The sequence below is a fragment of the Candidimonas sp. SYP-B2681 genome (assembly GCF_003971065.1).
In the GTDB taxonomy this organism is placed as follows: Bacteria; Pseudomonadota; Gammaproteobacteria; order Burkholderiales; family Burkholderiaceae_B; genus Pollutimonas.
On sequence record NZ_RYDV01000001.1, the window covers coordinates 738,102 to 755,185 of the forward strand.

17 protein-coding genes and 1 pseudogene are annotated in these 17,084 nt (G+C 54.1%); 12 read left to right on the forward strand and 6 right to left on the reverse strand.

What is annotated here, in order from left to right; translation table 11 throughout:
* Positions 1-924 precede the first annotated feature (924 nt).
* Positions 925-1,197: a hypothetical protein gene (locus EKL30_RS03525; RefSeq protein WP_126705769.1), complete on the forward strand. Its 273-nt coding sequence runs from the start codon at positions 925-927 to the stop codon at positions 1,195-1,197.
* A 661-nt stretch (positions 1,198-1,858) separates the two neighbouring features.
* Here the strand turns inward: EKL30_RS03525 and EKL30_RS03530 are convergent.
* The 3 genes from EKL30_RS03530 to EKL30_RS03540 all read right to left on the reverse strand — a co-directional run bounded on the left by EKL30_RS03530 (position 1,859) and on the right by EKL30_RS03540 (position 4,241).
* Positions 1,859-2,779 carry a Bug family tripartite tricarboxylate transporter substrate binding protein gene (locus tag EKL30_RS03530; RefSeq protein WP_370246219.1) on the reverse strand — a complete coding sequence of 307 codons (921 nt, stop codon included), beginning with the start codon at positions 2,777-2,779 and terminating at the stop codon, positions 1,859-1,861.
* Between the two features lie 116 nt (positions 2,780-2,895).
* Entirely contained in the window at positions 2,896-3,525 is a 630-nt protein-coding gene (locus EKL30_RS03535; protein ID WP_126705771.1) for an RraA family protein, read from the reverse strand.
* 2 nt (positions 3,526-3,527) lie between these two features.
* Entirely contained in the window at positions 3,528-4,241 is a 714-nt protein-coding gene (locus EKL30_RS03540) for a PIG-L deacetylase family protein (RefSeq protein ID WP_126705772.1), read from the reverse strand.
* 91 nt (positions 4,242-4,332) lie between these two features.
* Between EKL30_RS03540 and EKL30_RS03545 the strand changes: the two genes are divergently transcribed.
* The 5 genes from EKL30_RS03545 to EKL30_RS03565 all read left to right on the forward strand — a co-directional run bounded on the left by EKL30_RS03545 (position 4,333) and on the right by EKL30_RS03565 (position 8,122).
* Positions 4,333-5,040, forward strand: coding sequence for an IclR family transcriptional regulator (locus tag EKL30_RS03545; RefSeq protein ID WP_126705773.1), 708 nt, complete (start codon positions 4,333-4,335; stop codon positions 5,038-5,040).
* A 508-nt stretch (positions 5,041-5,548) separates the two neighbouring features.
* Positions 5,549-6,349, forward strand: a complete 801-nt coding sequence (locus tag EKL30_RS03550; RefSeq protein ID WP_233582700.1) for an HNH endonuclease — start codon at positions 5,549-5,551, stop codon at positions 6,347-6,349.
* 21 nt (positions 6,350-6,370) lie between these two features.
* Positions 6,371-6,979, forward strand: coding sequence for a uracil-DNA glycosylase (locus EKL30_RS03555; protein WP_126705774.1), 609 nt, complete (start codon positions 6,371-6,373; stop codon positions 6,977-6,979).
* Between the two features lie 3 nt (positions 6,980-6,982).
* Positions 6,983-7,486 (forward strand): hypothetical protein, encoded by a 504-nt coding sequence (locus EKL30_RS03560; RefSeq protein WP_126705775.1) that lies wholly within the window; start codon positions 6,983-6,985, stop codon positions 7,484-7,486.
* 57 nt (positions 7,487-7,543) lie between these two features.
* Positions 7,544-8,122 carry a hypothetical protein gene (locus EKL30_RS03565; RefSeq protein WP_126705776.1) on the forward strand — a complete coding sequence of 193 codons (579 nt, stop codon included), beginning with the start codon at positions 7,544-7,546 and terminating at the stop codon, positions 8,120-8,122.
* Here EKL30_RS03565 and EKL30_RS03570 read toward each other — a convergent pair.
* Positions 8,119-9,015 carry a LysR family transcriptional regulator gene (locus EKL30_RS03570; protein WP_126705777.1) on the reverse strand — a complete coding sequence of 299 codons (897 nt, stop codon included), beginning with the start codon at positions 9,013-9,015 and terminating at the stop codon, positions 8,119-8,121. The two genes, EKL30_RS03565 and EKL30_RS03570, sit on opposite strands and share 4 nt — an antisense overlap.
* A gap of 121 nt (positions 9,016-9,136) precedes the next feature.
* On the opposite strand from EKL30_RS03570, the gene EKL30_RS03575 reads away from it, so the two are divergent.
* The 6 genes and pseudogenes from EKL30_RS03575 (at position 9,137) to EKL30_RS03605 (ending at position 15,475) form a co-directional block, all read left to right on the forward strand.
* Positions 9,137-10,930: an acetolactate synthase catalytic subunit gene (locus EKL30_RS03575; protein WP_126705778.1), complete on the forward strand. Its 1,794-nt coding sequence runs from the start codon at positions 9,137-9,139 to the stop codon at positions 10,928-10,930.
* A gap of 43 nt (positions 10,931-10,973) precedes the next feature.
* On the forward strand, positions 10,974-11,738 hold the full coding sequence (locus tag EKL30_RS03580) for an SDR family NAD(P)-dependent oxidoreductase (protein ID WP_233582702.1): 765 nt from the start codon (positions 10,974-10,976) through the stop codon (positions 11,736-11,738).
* Positions 11,739-11,763: 25 nt separating this feature from the next.
* The gene (locus EKL30_RS03585) at positions 11,764-12,738 is read left to right on the forward strand and encodes a tripartite tricarboxylate transporter substrate binding protein (protein WP_126705780.1); all 975 of its coding nucleotides are present in this window, start codon (positions 11,764-11,766) and stop codon (positions 12,736-12,738) included.
* A gap of 349 nt (positions 12,739-13,087) precedes the next feature.
* A complete protein-coding gene (locus tag EKL30_RS03590) occupies positions 13,088-13,492 on the forward strand; it encodes a transposase (RefSeq protein WP_158618383.1) in 405 nt (134 codons plus the stop codon).
* Positions 13,489-13,821: pseudogene (gene tnpB / locus EKL30_RS19310) on the forward strand (IS66 family insertion sequence element accessory protein TnpB). Before EKL30_RS03590 ends, tnpB begins: the two are co-directional and overlap by 4 nt.
* A gap of 127 nt (positions 13,822-13,948) precedes the next feature.
* Positions 13,949-15,475 (forward strand): IS66 family transposase, encoded by a 1,527-nt coding sequence (locus EKL30_RS03605; RefSeq protein WP_233582783.1) that lies wholly within the window; start codon positions 13,949-13,951, stop codon positions 15,473-15,475.
* Positions 15,476-15,609: 134 nt separating this feature from the next.
* On the opposite strand, the gene EKL30_RS03610 is transcribed toward EKL30_RS03605, so the two are convergent.
* Positions 15,610-16,755, reverse strand: coding sequence for an IS4 family transposase (locus EKL30_RS03610; protein ID WP_255414656.1), 1,146 nt, complete (start codon positions 16,753-16,755; stop codon positions 15,610-15,612).
* Positions 16,725-17,042 carry a transposase DNA-binding-containing protein gene (locus EKL30_RS19415; protein ID WP_199748468.1) on the reverse strand — a complete coding sequence of 106 codons (318 nt, stop codon included), beginning with the start codon at positions 17,040-17,042 and terminating at the stop codon, positions 16,725-16,727. Before EKL30_RS19415 ends, EKL30_RS03610 begins: the two co-directional genes overlap by 31 nt.
* Positions 17,043-17,084 lie beyond the last annotated feature (42 nt).

The following is a 17,084-nucleotide window of genomic DNA, read 5'->3' on the forward strand; positions in this document are numbered from 1 at the left end:
GCAGCTCGTCGCCTCACGCCGAGAAATTGATTTTGGTGAAGTAGGATGAAAACCCTCACCACGAAAAATATTGAACCGACTAAGAGCGGTGGCAGCAAAGTTGAAAAATTTACCTGCATATGGCTCACACGGGACCGACCGTATTGAGCAAGCAGCCTCATGCACAGGTCTTCATCTCCTACATTGACTCGATTCTGTCGACCATCCACGCTCGCTCTTGTGCTGATAAATCCCATCCTTGCAGTGCAATGTGTACAAAAACCTGGGATAGTCTTAGTGTAGGTGCGTCAGCCGCTGTCGTAATCTCAGACAGACTCAAATGAAGTCGGAAGTACTGAGCGACAAGTCGCAAGCACAGCTCGTACCGTTCTTTCAATTCGGCTTCGATCGGCCCTACGACATAGCATCCACCAATGTTGCGAGCCAGAAATTTAAGCTGCGCTCCGGGCAGTGCCCCCAAAAACCCGTCGCGTGGAAAACCCTCCGGAGCCTTTTCACTGCCAGGCCCAGCTCGCCATCAACTTGCTGAAAGACGGTAGATACAGCATCGGTGACCTCCCTTGTCGCGATAACACAGTTCTTCCTCGCCCACTCTTCCCAAAGCCCCGTCATGTCCGCGTCTGTGTCATGAGCCGGGTCGCCGAGAAGCATGTAGACATTCCTGCTTCGCGTCATGCATGACCGCATGACAGCGTCAATTTCAAAAATTGGAGAGCTCACCCGAACGCTGTTCTCGGTCCGGCCGATGAGATGGCGCGTTGGCGTCCCGTCATCTGATGAAAAATAGGCCTCTAGCACTCGCCAGTCGAATAGCCTGACGGCGCTGCTGTCGACTTCCCGTCCTGAGTCAGCATTTGTTTGGTATCAGGTGACGCCAGCTATGGGGAATAGTCGATATCAACTGGCGGATGTTAGCGAGCCGGTATGAATACCTACGCTATCCCCGAATCCCTGGTCAGCTCCTACCGTGGCGACGGCTGGGCGCTTGCCGCCACGCTGAAAGGCCAGATCGTGGCGATTCGCTATATCGTCGAAATTGCGCCCGCCATCGCAGAGCGATTGGAAGGCCCGCATGCACCGCTTTTCGTTAAGCAGTGGCTGGGTACACTCGAGGCCATGCCAATTGTGCGTGAGCTGCAGGCACTGGGCAATGTCTCGGCAGGCATGTGTAGCAACTGGGAGTTTTTAGAGCAATGACAGACGGGCAGTTCACTATTCTAACTGCTGCCCAGCTGGCCTTGGTCGCTGGAGGGAAGTAGGTAGATGCTGCGCGGGAAGCGTGATGCAGGCCGGATCATTATGACAGAGCAACAATTTAGGGCCCTAGCCGACCTGCTAGGACTCGCCGACCCAGACCGTGACGCTGCGCATGCTGTTATATATAGCGGCAAGCAATCCTTCCGGCAAAGGGCGTGGAAACAATCCCCCAGATCTAACCAATAAATTCGCTGCTGTATCGTTATCCATAGACCAGCCGGCCTGGAGTGCAGAGGACGAATGCAGCGAATCGACGTCGAGCGCTCAAAGCCCCAATCCACGCCCTTCTACCTCTTTCCTGCCCATCCTCTTCTGGGGTTCATATCGGCGTCAACGCCCTACTCCACCACCAGTATTCAAATCCCAACCTTAATCGTTTGGGATTTTTATTGGTCCGAGGCCCCGTCTTGGCGGGGGTCGGCGGTTTAGCGTCGCGAGCGCCATTTCCGTCTGCTCCCAACTTTTGCTCGTTTCACGGCAAATATGGATCGGCTGCAATGGAAGGGACGCCCCTACTCGTAACGGCATCGATGTGCCAAAGTGGAACTCGCCAGCCAATGCATTTGCTCGATGACTGGCAAGTTCAGCGTCTTGCCGCGCTTTACATTAATTCAATGTTAGCGTCATCAATAATTCGCGCCCATTTCGCCGTGTCCTTCCTGACAAGCTCAGTCAACTCTTCCGGAGAGCCTGCAACAAACTCGACGCCTTGGGATTCGAATTTCTGGTTCAATTGCGGATCTTGGACGACCTTTGCGATTGCTGTATTCAATTTCTTTATCACGTCGGGCGGCGTACCTGCTTTGGCGAACAGTGCATACCAGGTCGTAAACTCCAGTTCCGGCAGGCCTGCCTTCGAGATAACGGGCAACTTTGCTGTATCGGAGCCGCTGCTCGGTGCGCTCATGCCAATGGCCGTTACAGAGCCTTTATCAATCATGGGCTTGAGTGAAGGCATGCTGCTAAAAAGCGCATGTACTTGCCCGGCGGCGAGGTCCACCACAACTTGAGAGGTACCGCGATATGGCACGTGAACAACGTCAACGTCGGCCTGGCTCTTGAACATTTCCATCGCCAAGTGCGCGACCCCGCCTATGCCAGCAGACCCAAAATTCACTTTACCTGGGTTTGCCTTGGCATAGTCGATCAGTTCCTGAACGGAAACGACGGGCAGGGTTTTACTGACCACCAGCACATGCGGGCTCTGGGTGACCTGGCTGACAGGGCTCAGCAGTTGCAGTACGTCTTTGCCTTCCATGGCCTTGGACGGAATCGTCATATTGCCCGATGCAGGCAATAGGAGGGTATATCCATCAGCCGGCGCATTCAATACCTGATTGAGCGCAGGCACGCCGTGGCCGCCACCAGCATTCACGACCACAACTGACGTTCCTAGTTGCTGGCCGAGCAACTGAGCAACTTCCCGCCCGACAATGTCAGCGGGCCCGCCTGCCGCGAATGGGATAACCATGCGGATGGGGCGCTCTGGATACTCAGCGGCGCCAGCGCTAGTCAAAGGCATAAGCCCAGCAAGAAAAGTAAATGCTGCAACAACTTTGCGTAGTTTCATTTTTATGTCTCCAAAGAGGTAATCGAATCACAACCAGTACCAGTTAACGGTTTTTCGTGCAGGGATGTTCAGGGTCTACCGGCAATGTCGACAGAAGCCCTTTCTAAGTCAGCCTGCAGCCAGGCTGGGGCAAGATCGCCCCGATTGATGGCTGCTATGCGAGCGTGCTCAGCCTCGAGTTTCTGCGCCGCAGCCCGCACTAACGTCGTTCGCTCTTCTTCAGAGAACGTAACCACGCCGTCTTCGTCGCCAAATATCCAGTCACCAGGATTGATCCCCACACCGCCACATACAACGGACCGGAAGACGCTGCCGTCGCCATGTTTTGTCGGGCCCGCTGGCGATATACCGGCAGCAAAGACCGGAAAGCTTCCGGCCCGCAGTTCAACCACGTCACGCACCGCGCCGTCTATGACGACGCCCGCCATCTTCAGTGCGGCAGCCTGGCCACACATGATCCCGCCCATCAAGGCCCGGTCAAGATATCCTTCACCGCTGACGACGAGTACATCACCCTCCCTGGCGATAGAAAGCGCAGCATGAATAGCCAGGTTGTCGCCAGGAGGCACTGATACCGTCAGCGCACGTGCAAATATGCGCCAGCCGGCCTGCAGTGGCTTGATGCGGCAGGCCAGAACCCGCGCACCTCGATCCGCGAGAAGCGTGGAGCTAAGCCAATCTAGATTTTCGTGTTCCATACTTACCCAACCAAGGAGGAGTGAACCGACGGGAAGATGCTCTGATACGCTTCCCCATAAAGGGTAGCGGTATTTGCCCGCCGCCCTGCCTGCGCGCCTCGCTGAAGCGCAACACGCTCGTAATAATCCCAAAGATTGCTTTGCGTGGGCATGGTCTGCATTGCCTGCTTTTTCTGTTCCCAGACGCTCGTGATATCGAGCAACATGTTCGGCTTGAACCCACATAGCTCTGTCTGATGCGGTTCAAAGCAAAGCACCTGGGGCGGACTGATGAAGTTTCCGCCATGGCCAGGGGCTATGGCTTTCATACGCGCCGAGAGCACGGCCTCGAATGTCAGGCAATGATCCAAATTTGAAGGATCTTTTTCTGGATGGGTAATCACAAGGCTGGGGGCATATTCGCGGAACGCTTCGGAGAGCCGGCCCACGATATCTCCAGTTACCGTCATGGGGTAATCGCCTACGTCATAGAATTCCACAGATCGAGCACCAAGCAACTCAGCAGCAGCCTCGGCTTCGGCATGGCGAATACGTTTCACACGTTCCTGATCGGCCGACGGATCCTTCCAGGCGATATTGGATTCGCCATTCTCACCGTAGCTAAGACAAACCAGATGCACCGGAACGCCCTTGGCGGCATGAAGTGCGATCGCGCCACCGCAACGCCAGACGAAATCCCCAACATGCGCCGTGACGACGACTATGGACCCTGCCATATATTTCTCCTAGTCATGAATGCCGCCATTGTATTGTAATAAAACGCTGTTGTACTATATACAACGATTTCATTTAACTATAGGAAGAGAGATGAGTAACGATGGCGTTGCCGCTGTAGAACGTGCGCTGACCGTGTTGGATTGCTTCAAGCCAGGATCAGAAAAACTGACCCTGGCTGAGCTAAGCAAAAGGCTGACGCTACACAAAACCACGATATTCCGGCTACTGAATTCGCTTATCCGATGCGGGTATGCCGTGCGCGATGCCGATGGCCGCTATTCACTTGGGCCTCGTGTTCTATACCTGGGACGCGTTTACGAGAGTGGATTCCGCCTTTCTGATGTCGTTATGCCTGTATTGGAAAAGCTATCTGGCCTGACAGGGGAAAGCGCCGCATACTATGTTGAGGGTGATCAACAGGGGGCCCGACTATGCCTTTTCCGCCACCAGCCTCATGAAGGACTACACAGCCAAGTGCTAGCAGGAAGCGTTATGCCTCCGGACGACTCCTCCACAGGAAGGGTCTTCAAGACATGGGCGCAGATTCTTGGCATACATGATGAACGCCTACCTTTTTTCTCCTGTGGTGTGCGCGATCCGTACACATCATCCTGGTCCGTGCCTGTCATTGGCGATGAAGACCGATTTGTTGGCGCGATCACAGTCGCGGGGCCTTCGGAGCGACTGCGGAATGTGGACGTGCCTTGCTTCGAACGGGCAATTATGCAGGCCGCAGCTGATCTTGCTGCGGGGTTGGGAGCGTCTACGAAGGTGCGGGAATTAATCTACGAGTGCTGAAACCGGTATGGATTTCAAGACAGGGCAGCACAGCCTTACCCTTTATCTTTATATAGGCTTTATATAAGTGCGGTATGGATGGCGTTCCAATGCCATCGCGCGCGTTACTAGCCAAAACGCCCAAAAGTCCTAATCCACGCCCTTCCACGTATTTCCTACCCGTCCTGTTCTGAGAACCATTTCAACCTCAGCCCCCTACTCCACCACCAGCATTCAAATCGCAACCTTAATCGGTTGGGATTTTTTTGGCCGGAGGGCCTGTGTTCGCGGGGGCTAGCGGGGGCTAGCGGTTCTGCCTCTTGAACGTCGCACACCGCATTTCCCGCTTTTCCCCGAATTCCTGCCAGTCTTCGCTCTCTGTTCTTTGTTGGTCTCTTGAGCGTTCAACACGCCGGCTCTCGGCTTTATGTGGGTTTCGGGATGTCGGGTTCAGTTTTTGGACTGATGTAGAGATAGCGACCGGATTAAAACTGCGGTGATATGATCGCTGCGTGCATTGATCCGGGGTTTGCAGTGGCAGTTAACAAAAAACCGATGGCGCTCAATTTGTAAGTTGGTTCCACCAACAAACGCCCATAGTTCGGGCGACACTTCAACAGAAAACATGAAATTCGACGACTGGATGCAGCTTCGCAATCTTTCGCACTCCTCCATTAAAAAATATGCGGGGGCCGTCAACGGTGCACTTTCGGACTGGGCCATGAGGGCTAGCTTGCTCGATGGGCCATTAACGGCCATCACCGATGTTTCCCATTTGGACGAGCTAACTAATCAAATTCGTAAATTACCCGTTTTCATCGAACGTAATAAAACTGGGAATAGCATGTATAGCGCAGCCCTGGCACAGTTCAGGGCATATACAGCTCAAGGGTATGGTGGAGGGCTTGAAAGCGATGTCGAGAATGTTCTAAACGACGCTTCCGTTGGGGAAACTGAACGCTTGAACCTTCTTAAAGCTCGCCTTGGTCAAGGCAAATTCCGCCAGCGCGTAATCGCTTACTGGACGTATTGTGCCGTTACGCGATATTCTGACCCGAATTTTTTGGTTGCATCGCATATCAAGCCCTGGCGAGCCGCGAGCAACACGGAGCGCCTATGTCAATTTAACGGCTTGCTACTCGTTCCCAGTCTCGATGCGGCTTTCGACAAAGGCTTTATAACCTTCGATACATCCGGCCTTATAGCCATTTCACCTCAGTTTTCAGAACCTGAAAAACTGGGAATTTGCGATGAGATGCGGGTCAACTTAACCGCCAGCCACCAGCCTTATATGGATTTCCACAGGGCCGAGGTATTTCGCGATGCCTAGAGGCACTATTGAATCAGTCTTATGAAAGCTGACACCGCTGATTGCGCTCGGTCCTTTCGTTTACCCGAGGTCGTCATGGCTCGTCGGCGAATGGTCCAAGACCCTCATATCGCCCCGCTCACGGCTTTTGTTGAGAACCTAAGGGCAAAACGTCCAACTTGGGAGTTTCCTGATTTCGATCCCCTTGACGGCGGCGTCGATGCCGATATCCTCTTCCTACTCGAAAAACCCGGCCCGATGACATCGTCGGGAGGAAAAGGGTCTGGCTTTATTTCACGAAACAACGATGACCCTTCGGCCGAGGCGACTTTTGTGTTCATGAATAAGGCGGGGCTGCCGCGTAAACGTACGGTTCTTTGGAATATCATCCCCGGTTGGAATGGCTCGCGCAAGGTGACCAGCGCAGAACTACGGCTCGGCGTGGAGGATCTTAATGTTCTTCTGCCGCTACTCCCTAAACTCCGGACAATTGTCCTTGTCGGGAAAAGAGCTCAGAGGGCAAGAGAGCTTTTCGTGAATCAAGACCTACGAATTTTCGACTCCGCGCACCCCTCTCCAATCGTACGAGCCTCGCGACCAGACGCTTGGCGCGCAATTCCATCGATATGGACTCACGCGGGATATGATTAATACATGGAGATCGAATACCTATCAGTGCAACAACTGCTGGAACTTCATTGTGATGCAATAGCCGAGCTCAGGCATCGTGGAGTGCTCAGGACAAAGAACAATCCAGTCGGCGACTACGCGGAATGGCTGGTCTCCGTAGCTTTTGGGCTGACGCTGGCAAATAATTCGTCGGCCGACTACGATGCGATTTCCAAATCAGGGAAGAAGATTCAAATCAAAGCCCGCCGAGTGACAGTAGACAACAAATCACGGCAATTAGGCGTACTACGCAATCTGGAAGCACAAGGCTTTGATGAATTGATCATCGTGATTTTTGATGGTCATTTTCAAATAACAAATGCATATTCATTGCCCCACAGCGTCGCTGTCCAATACTCGACCTATAAGCCGCACGTCAATGGTCATATCCTACATGCCCGTGGTGCGCTGCTCACTGACCCTCGCTTGCAGGACGTCTCTGCCGAGCTACGAGCGGTCGCCATTGCACACTCAATACAAACGCCATAAATTCGCTAATATGAGCCAAAGCAGGTTTGGCTCCTAGTTTTAATAAGGCCCAATAGCGTGACATCTGAATTACTAAGCTGGGCTGCAGTTCCGGTCGCGCTCTCTTCGGTGATCGTAAGCTATCACCTCCTACGACTTCAACGTGACCCAGAATTGGCCGTATATGCCACACCCGACCATCAACGCCCCTCAATAATCAATCTCGTGCTAGAGAATATTGGCAATGGAATAGCCCTCGATGTTACGTTCAAATCAAATCGGGACATACCGGTGCGCGCATTCGGATTTGAGGACGCACAAGAGCCAAGAACTATGGATAGCGGTGTACTGATCAATGGAATTGCATCATTTCTCCCCGGCGAAGAACGGATCATTCCATGGGGCCAATATGGGGGATTAAAAAAAGGATTAGGTAATGGATTGCTGGACATCACAGCAACCTACTATAGCAAGCGGCCACTTCGCATCTGGACGGCGAAACATAGGTCGGTTTCACAAATTGATAGCTATTCGCAAAAACCGAGGCGTCTACTGAAGCTAGGCACTAACCTCCCCGCTGAACAGCGAGTTGCCGCCATGCTTCGTAGTCTGCGCTTCAGCTTGATCTCAATCTCCTTGGCCTTTACCTACGGCTAGGAGCGAAGAGAATCTTCGACAAAATGCATGAAATGCTTCCCGGCTGGAGAAAGCGAGGCCATAGATCGATAAAGGAATCCCATGCGACGACGCACAACGGGTTTCTCGAGAGAAAGAACGCGAACATTATCCAGGTTACAAACTTTAGCCGCAGTGGAAGGAAGAACTGTGGCCCCCAAACCTACCTTGACCATGCCTACTGCTGTGGTAATCAAGCTCACCTCGGCATAAGGTCGCTTCGAAACCCCAATCGAGGCGAATCCTTGGTCTACAAGCTCCCTGACATAGCTTTGGTAGCTCATGCCAATTAAAGGCATCGTCGCCAATTCCGACCAATTTATCATGGCGGCCCGGGCCGCAGGATAAACTGCCGGAACTAGGGCGACCAGTTCGTCTTCGAACAATAAACGAAATAGCAGATCCGGGGCCTCGTCCGCAGGGCTGGCAATGCCATAGTCGATCTCGCCTGAACGAATCATATTAACAATGCCCCGATTCTCTGGCATAGCGTCTTTTAACACGACTCGAATATGCGGATGTGTGCGCTCAAACGAGGCGATAAGGGGCGGCATAACCAATGCTGCAACCGACGGTATACATCCAATCGAAACAGTGCCTCCACTTGGAGTCGTAGAGTTCAATACGTTAGCCACCGTTTCGTTCAGCTCGAGAACTAGCCGCTCGATTGCTGGAAAAAGCTCGCGTCCCGCTGTAGTAAGAACCGAACCACGTGAGTCTCGTTCGAACAATCTAACGGCAAGCTGCCGTTCAAGTTTTTGAATCGTCGACGTAAGAGCCGGTTGCGACACGTGCACAACCCGGGCTGCCGCTGAAAAGCTGCCAGTTTGCGATACGGCGATGAAAGCCTCAAGCTGTCTGAGTGTGACGGTCATAACGTCAGATTATAGCTCGATTGATTATTTCGAATTCACGTCGCTGGAAACCGCGGATAACATACTGCTACTTAAACGTGCGGATGTCTATTCCGCCATAGAAACAGCTTATGGATTCAAAATGAAGAAAGCCGCAGCCGAAGAAGCAAAACCAAACCGCGATATAACAGCTCCAAAGAATACTTGGGACTTCCAAGACATGGATGGATACCGAGCTGCCCACGCAATAGTGGACGTCTTACGGGCGGCTGAAGTTGCCCAAATCTTTGGCCAGAGTTGCCCCACCGCAATCTTCCTCGCGGCGGAGAAAGTTGGAATCCGACAAATCGGCTATCGAACCGAGAATGCGGGGGTGGCGATGGCCGATGGATCAGCTCGAACTAGTAACAAGATAGCGGTCGTGACCGCTCAGAACGGTCCTGCAGCTGCCTTGTTGGTAGCCGGGCTCGCCGAGGCTTTGAAGGCCTCCGTGCCAATATTAGCCATCGTTCAAGAAGTGCCCCAAACGACTGCAGACAAAAACGCATTCCAGGAGCTCGATCATGAGAAAATCTTCAGTGGATGCACAAAATGGGTGAGACGTATCAATCTAGCCAGTCGCGCCGCGGAATACACCTCTCGTGCTATTCGGATAGCGACCAGCGGTCGGCCAGGCCCGGTAGTGTTACTCGTCTCCCCAGATGTGCTCACCCAACCCGCCCCAACTTTCGAATCATACTTTCCAGATGGTGGCGAAGCCTTCGGTGTGTTCCCCGCTGACCGATTTTCACCAGCCCCGGCACTGATCGAAAAGTTAGCTGCGCTTCTGGCGTCTGCGAAACGACCGCTCATTGTTGCTGGGGGAGGAGTACATCACTCCGGCGCATGTGAGGTGTTAACCAAACTGCAGGACCTGGCTGGAGTGCCGGTTGCCACTACCAATATGGGCAAAGGCGCAATTAATGAAGATCATCCTTTATCAATTGGGGTGATCGGCAACACAATGGGCACACGAGCTCCAACAAAATTCTTTTTGCCGTACATCCAAAGCGTCGACCTAGTTATTTTTGTCGGTACACGTACCAACGAGAACGGCACGGCAGGTTGGACATTATTCCCATCTGACGCTACGTATGTACAGATTGATATCGATCCCGAAGAACTTGGAAGAAACTATCCAGCATTAAGGCTTCAAGGCGATGCACGAGAAGCGCTCACAAGTCTATATACAATGCTATTACAACAAGACGCCACAGCGGCGAATAACCGAGCTCGAAGCCTAGCAAAATCGTTCGAGGACGCTCGTAGTCGTCATCGGGAGGAGATCAAACCCTACACCGAGGTCGACCGTAGTCCGCTGCGTCCGGAGCAAATTATGTCCGAGCTTGCGGCGCAGAGTGGCGATATCACCTGGGTCGCCGATGCCAGCTACGCGTCGATCTGGCTGGTTCAATACATTAAGTGCATTGCGCCGGGCACGCGTTTCATTACGCCACGAGGCATTGCCGGCCTCGGCTGGGGTTTCCCGATGGCGATCGGCGCGAAACTATCCAGCCCCGCCTCACGTGTTATTTGTTTAACCGGAGATGGTGGATTCGCGCATTGCTGGGCGGAGCTCGAAACAGCGCGGCGACATAACGTTCCAGTCACGATTATCGTTCTCAACAATGGTGTGCTCGGCTTCCAAATCAATGCCGAAGAAAGTCGGTTCAATACGCACACGGACGTCTGTCATTTTGGTCCGATTGACCACGTTGCTATTGCCAAGGCCTGCAGCTGTGATGGGCAATCGGTCAATACCGTTACTGAATTGAAAGAAGCTTTGGCAAAAGCAGCGAAAAGCGACATACCCTTCGTCATCGACGTAAATACGGATCCCAGTGCATTTCCTCCGCTCACAGCGTTCGAGCGGCAACACCGTGCGTTGGATACTTAATACCATCTCGCCATAAACGAATTAAACAGAGGTAACTATGAGCATGACTTTGCAAGGACGCAAAGCGCTGGTCACTGGAGGTGGTAGCGGCATCGGACGTACTATCGCCCTGGACCTAGCAGCTGAAGGCGCTGACGTTTGCATTTTGGACATGAACGAGGCAGAGAGTATATCAACCGCAAATGCAATAGCCGCACTAGGTCGTCAGTCCGAGGTTTTGGTCTGCGATACGGGGGACGAGTCAGTCGTTTCTGCCATTGAGGCGCTTCAAACTTCTGGTCGCTTTGGCCCGATTGACCTGCTGGTGAACAATGCGGGCACTTCGCCGAAGAAGAACGATGGCCTCAAGCATATGGTGTGGGAAATATCGCCCGCCGAATGGCGACAGGTAATGAATATTAATCTAAATGGCTATTTCTACACCATGCGGGCAATCCTGCCCGTCATGATCGAACGGAAAAAAGGGGCCATAGTAAACATCAGTTCCTTAGCAGGGCGTCGGTACTCTAGTATCGCAGGTGGCGCTTACGCCACATCAAAGAGTGCAATAGAAGGACTGACTCGTCAGGTTGCAGGCGAGGTTGCGCATTTCGGTATTCGGGTCAATGGAGTCGCACCGGGACGTATTGAAACGCTGATGGCCGCGAAGGCGGGCGCGGCTTTTAATGAGCAAATCAGGGTAGCCACACCACTAGGGAGGCTCGGTGTGCCGACGGATATCGCAAACGCTGTATCTTTTTTGCTCTCGGACAAAGCAAGTTTTATCACCGGCGAAACATTGATTGTTTCGGGCGGGCGCGGGCTTTAATAACCATTCTCAGGAGACAAACTATATGAAAAAAGCTTTAAAAATATTTGCAGGACTTGCGACGATTACTATGGCATCGTTGAGCTACGCAGCGCCCGGATCCTATCCCACGAGGCCCATCAAATTGATCGTGCCTTACCCTCCTGGGGGTATCACCGACATCGTAGGGCGAACGATTGCCCAACGCATTTCCGAATCGCTGAATCAGCCGGTAGTAGTGGATAACAGGTCGGGAGCGGGAGGGACTATTGGTGCTGAACAAGCTGCCCGTTCGGTAGCCGATGGCTACACGCTTTTTCTAGGAACTAGCGCCACTCATGGCACGAATCCCAGCACCTTCGCGAAACTGGGATATCAACCCGCCACAGACTTTGCACCGGTTGCTCTCCTCGCTTCCGCACCTCTAATGATCATTATCAATCCGAGCGTGCCAGCGAAAACACTACCGGAGTTCATAAATTATCTTAAGGCCAATCCTCAGAAAGTTAATTATGCTACCACTGGCACTGGCGGCTCCGTTCATCTAACGACCGAACAGTTTTCGTTGATGACGGAAACCAAAATGGTTCACGTTCCCTACAAAGGCAGCTCTCCAGCCCTTACGGACCTTATAGGCGGACACGTTCAGGTGATGTTTGACAACGTGCCGTCTGCTGTCCCCCTAGCAGCTTCAGGAAAAGTCAGGGCCCTAGCGGTCACTAGCGCTAACAGATCCGGACTCGCGCCTGACGTGCCAACCGTTTCCGAGACCTCGGTACCTGGATTCGACTCCGCATCGTGGATCGCGATCTATGCGCCCGCAGGTACTCCTGCTGACGTCATCGCTAAGCTGAACGAAGCGGTGAACGTCGGTTTACAGCATCCCGCCTTGCTTGAAACATTTAAGAAAGCTGGACTGGAAGCGCAAGGCGATACCCCCGCTCACCTAGCGGCTCACCAAGCGAAAGAAATTGAGAAGTGGGCGCAGGTCGTTAAAAGCATCGGTTACGTACCTCAATAAGCCTCCGTGACAGGGGCTTCGGGCCTCCTCGGACAGCTTCCCACCGACGGATGAGCAGGTCTAGAAAGCCAAAAACCACGACCCATGCCTTTCTATCCATTTCTGCCCATCATGTTGGGAGAACCATTTCATCATCAATACCACACTCAATCACCAATATTTTCAATAAGATCAAAGGCCTAACTAATAGCCTACCTAACAAGTGGGCTATTTTTTTTGGGCTGTTCTGGGCCGCTTGGTATGCGTTCGGGGAACACACATTGAACGCGGCTCCGTAATTTGTCAGTATGCATTTCTCCACTAGTCGATGGTGGAGTAGTTCAACCTAACAGGTGGAGAAATGCGCACCATGGAACGTGCAGAGATTGAGGGCCGACGCCGCCGGCGCAACTACACGGCGCAGTTCAAGGATGAAGTGATCGAGTGCTGCGAGCAGTTGGGGGTATCCATTGCCGCCGTGGCCCGTGCTTATGATCTGCATCCGAATCTGCTGCGACGATGGGTCGCCGAGCATGAGCGAGGAGGCCGACATACGTTGCCCGGACCGGTATCAGAACCTGCATTACAGGTTGGCGCGCCAAACCACGGCGGCGCTTTTATCCCGATCACCATGCCACAGCGCGTTGCTGTCGAACCCGTGAAGAAGGGCTGCATCAACATTGAATTGAGCAGCGGCAATCTCGTTGCGAGGGTGAGCTGGCCCATCCATGCGTCGGCTGAATGCGCGTCGTGGCTACGCCAGTTGATGAAATGATCCGCGTTGACCAAATCTGGCTGGCCGTCGAACCCATGGATATGCGCGCCGGCACGGAAACCGCCTTGGCGCGAGTCGTCACCGTCTTCGGTGCGGCACAACCCCACCATGCCTATCTCTTTGCTAACCGGCGTGCCAATCGGATGAAGGTACTGGTGCACGACGGCATTGGGATCTAGCTGGCCGCCAGGCGCCTGCATAAAGGGCGTTTTACCTGGCCGCGCTCCGGCGCGCCTGACGTGGGATTAACCGATGAGCAGCTGCAAGCGCTAGTCGTTGGCCTGCCATGGCAGCGCGTCGGCCCGGGCGGGATCATCGACATCCTGTAACGCAATCGGGGCATCCGCCAATGGTACGACCCCGACGTGTCATGGCACACTACTGGCTATGATTGCTTCTGCCCCAAACCTTGATGAACTTGACGCGCATGCCTTGCGCGAGAAGGTTCGCGGCCTGATGGCGGCGCTGGGCGAGAAGGAACAGACGCTGGCTGAGCACCAAAGACTTCTGGCGCAGCACGAACAAGTGCTGGCCACCAGACGGGAAGAAATCCGCTACAAAGACGCCAAGATCGCGCAGCTCACGCATGAGATTGCGGGCCTACGCCGTTACCGCTTTGGCAAAAGCGGCGAACAACTCTCGGGCGTGCAAGGTAGCTTGTTGGAAGAAGCGGTCGATGCCGATATCGCTGCCATCGAAGCCGAGCTTGACTTGCTACGCGGCCAACCTGCGGCCCGGCCAGTCCAGCAGCCCAAGCGCGCCGCACTGCCTGATCACCTGCCACGGGTTGAGCATCGTCACGAACACGAGAACACCACGTGCCCATGTGGTTGCCAGTTGCAGCGCATCGGTGAGGATGTGGCTGAAAAGCTCGACTACACCCCAGGTCTCTTTACCGTAGAGCGCCATATCCGCGGCAAATGGATCTGCAAAAAATGCGAGACGCTGACCCAGGCGCCGGTTCCGGCCCACGTCATCGACAAGGGGCTGCCTACCACCGGCCTGCTGGCTCAAGTGCTCGTGGCCAAATATGCGGATCACCTGCCGCTATACCGTCAGGAAAAGATCTTCGAGCGTGCCGGCATGAAGCTTGCGCGCTCGACAATGGCCGAATGGGTCGGCGTGTGCGGCGTACGGTTGCAGCCGCTGGCCGATGCGCTTCGCGAAGCGATCCTTGCGCACCGCGTGATCCATGCCGATGAAACGCCCGTGCAAATGCTTCAGCCTGGCACGAAGAAAACGCACCGGGCCTACCTCTGGGCCTATGCGCCAGGCGCCTTCGAAGACCTGCGGGCCGTCGTCTACGATTTTACCGATGGCCGGGCCGGCGCGCATGCCCGAATCTTCCTGGCGGATTGGCAAGGAAGTTTGCTGTGCGACGACTACGTGGGCTACAAAGCCTGTTTTACGCAAGGCATCACCGAAATTGGTTGCATGGCACACGCCCGGCGCAAGTTCTTCGACTTGCACGTGGCCGCCAAAAGCCAGTTGGCCGAGCAAGCCCTGCGATATATGGGCCAACTTTACGAGATCGAACGCCAGGTGAAAGACCTGACCGCCGATGCGCGACGGCAAAGACGACAGGAGCACGCCAAGCCCGTGGCCGATGCCTTACATGCCTGGATGCGGGCCCAGCGCGAGCGGGTACCGGACGGTTCGGCCACGGCCAAAGCCCTGGACTACAACCTTAAACGCTGGGTGGCGCTCACGCGTTACCTGGACGATGGATCATTGCCGATCGATAACAATTGGATCGAGAACCAAATTAGGCCAATTGCCATCGGCAGATCAAACTGGCTATTCGCGGGTTCCCTGCGTGCGGGGAAGCGGGCCGCAGCCGTCATGACCTTGATCCAGTCGGCCAAGCTTAATGGTCTCGATCCGTATGCCTACTTGAAGGACGTCCTGACTCGCCTGCCAACGCAGCCGGCCAGTCGGATCGACGAGCTGCTGCCGCATAACTGGCAAGCGCTGGAGCACTGACGACGACGCTTTATTCGGGCGTGTCAACATGGGATAGCCGAACGCTTACGCCGCTTGGTCAGTATTTGCACATAGGCGGCCAATTAAGCAATATCGATCGGCAGAGCAACGTAAGCGTTCGGGGAACCTTCCAATTACCCACAATTCTTGGCGAGCTGCGCTCCTAGCAGCAGATCGCTAAGCCGACGCATGCCTCTCCAGATAACCAAGTTGCCCGGAGGTGGATCATGCGCTCTCGCCAAATAGCCGCCAAATCGGGCTAGGCAAATTAGATAATCTGCCAGACGGGACTGCTGCGATAAGGGCTTGCGCCACTGTTGGAATAGCTTGATGAGCACGAATCTTCCGTCGTCGGTAAATGCCACCTCTGGTGGCGCTCGGGGTGCCGAGCGATGAATCATGGTGAGCCAGAAGATTCGCCAACTTATAATGCAGCACAGGGCGATTACGCGTCGTTGCACCGTGCGAAGCTTGGACTTTTCGATTAGGCAGCCTGATTTCAGAATGTAGTGGAACACCTCGATTTTCCAGCGCATTGCGTACCAGCGTAACTTCTCAAAGGCCTCGGTTCGAGTGCGCACCGGCATGTCAGTGACCAACTTCCAGTCGATGGGATCTCGCCCTTTGGGCTTATCCTTTTCTCGTGCATGGATAACAGTAACCATCAATTCAGGATATCGGCTACGCTTGGCGCGCGACGGCAGAGGTCGCAAACACCGAAACATCAATGCCAACTCTGCCTGGCACATCCGCCCGTTCTTATCTCTGAACTCTACCTTGTGCATCCCCCCGTTGCGCACGGTGCCCATCTCCTGGGCCACCGTGCGCGTGCCATCGCCGCAGAGCCGATCAGCGCAGGTGCGCACCAGAAAGTGTGTGCCCAACTCTTGGGCGGCGCAGAATAATTCATAGATGTCGCATTCACGATCACCGATATGAATGCATTGATCCAAACAGCCTAGCAAGGCTGTTGATTGCTGGACGTTCTGCAACCAGCGAATACTTTCCTTCTGCTCAATCGGTACACGGGTCGGAATGATCTTACGTTTGAGAGCATTAGTCCCCTTGAATTTATTGCGCGTCCAAAACTTGACAACGGCGATCCCCAAAAGGCAATCCCTCAGGGGTGACGGCCAGGCTCGAATGCATATCGTTTTACGCCCAACCCTACTGAGCAGTCCTATGCCCCCCTCGTTACCACCATACGAAATTTCCGTCGTATCGTGCAGCACGAGCATTGGTCCTGGCATTAATTGGGCACGATCGCGTGTGCAGTGCATATGCCCGGACAAATCGCCGATTCATCAACACGCGGATTCGAAAAGAATCGATAGGCCGCCTTCGATTGTGCTGCGTCCTGGCAGGCAAAAGGAATGCTCGGCTCGCCAGCCGCCGTGATCTGTTTGGGAACTTGGCGAAAGCGTCGGGCTAAACACGCATCACAAAACTTGCACTTGCTGTCGCGCCTTCCTGTTCCGCCCAAGCATCCGCACTGAGCTCCACTCTTGGTATCTTCGCCATCCGAATTGCCTCCGGGATCGCCCGCATGGCAACAGAATACAGCCAAGTTAATTTAAACTATCAAGAAGATTTCCCAACCATATGATGT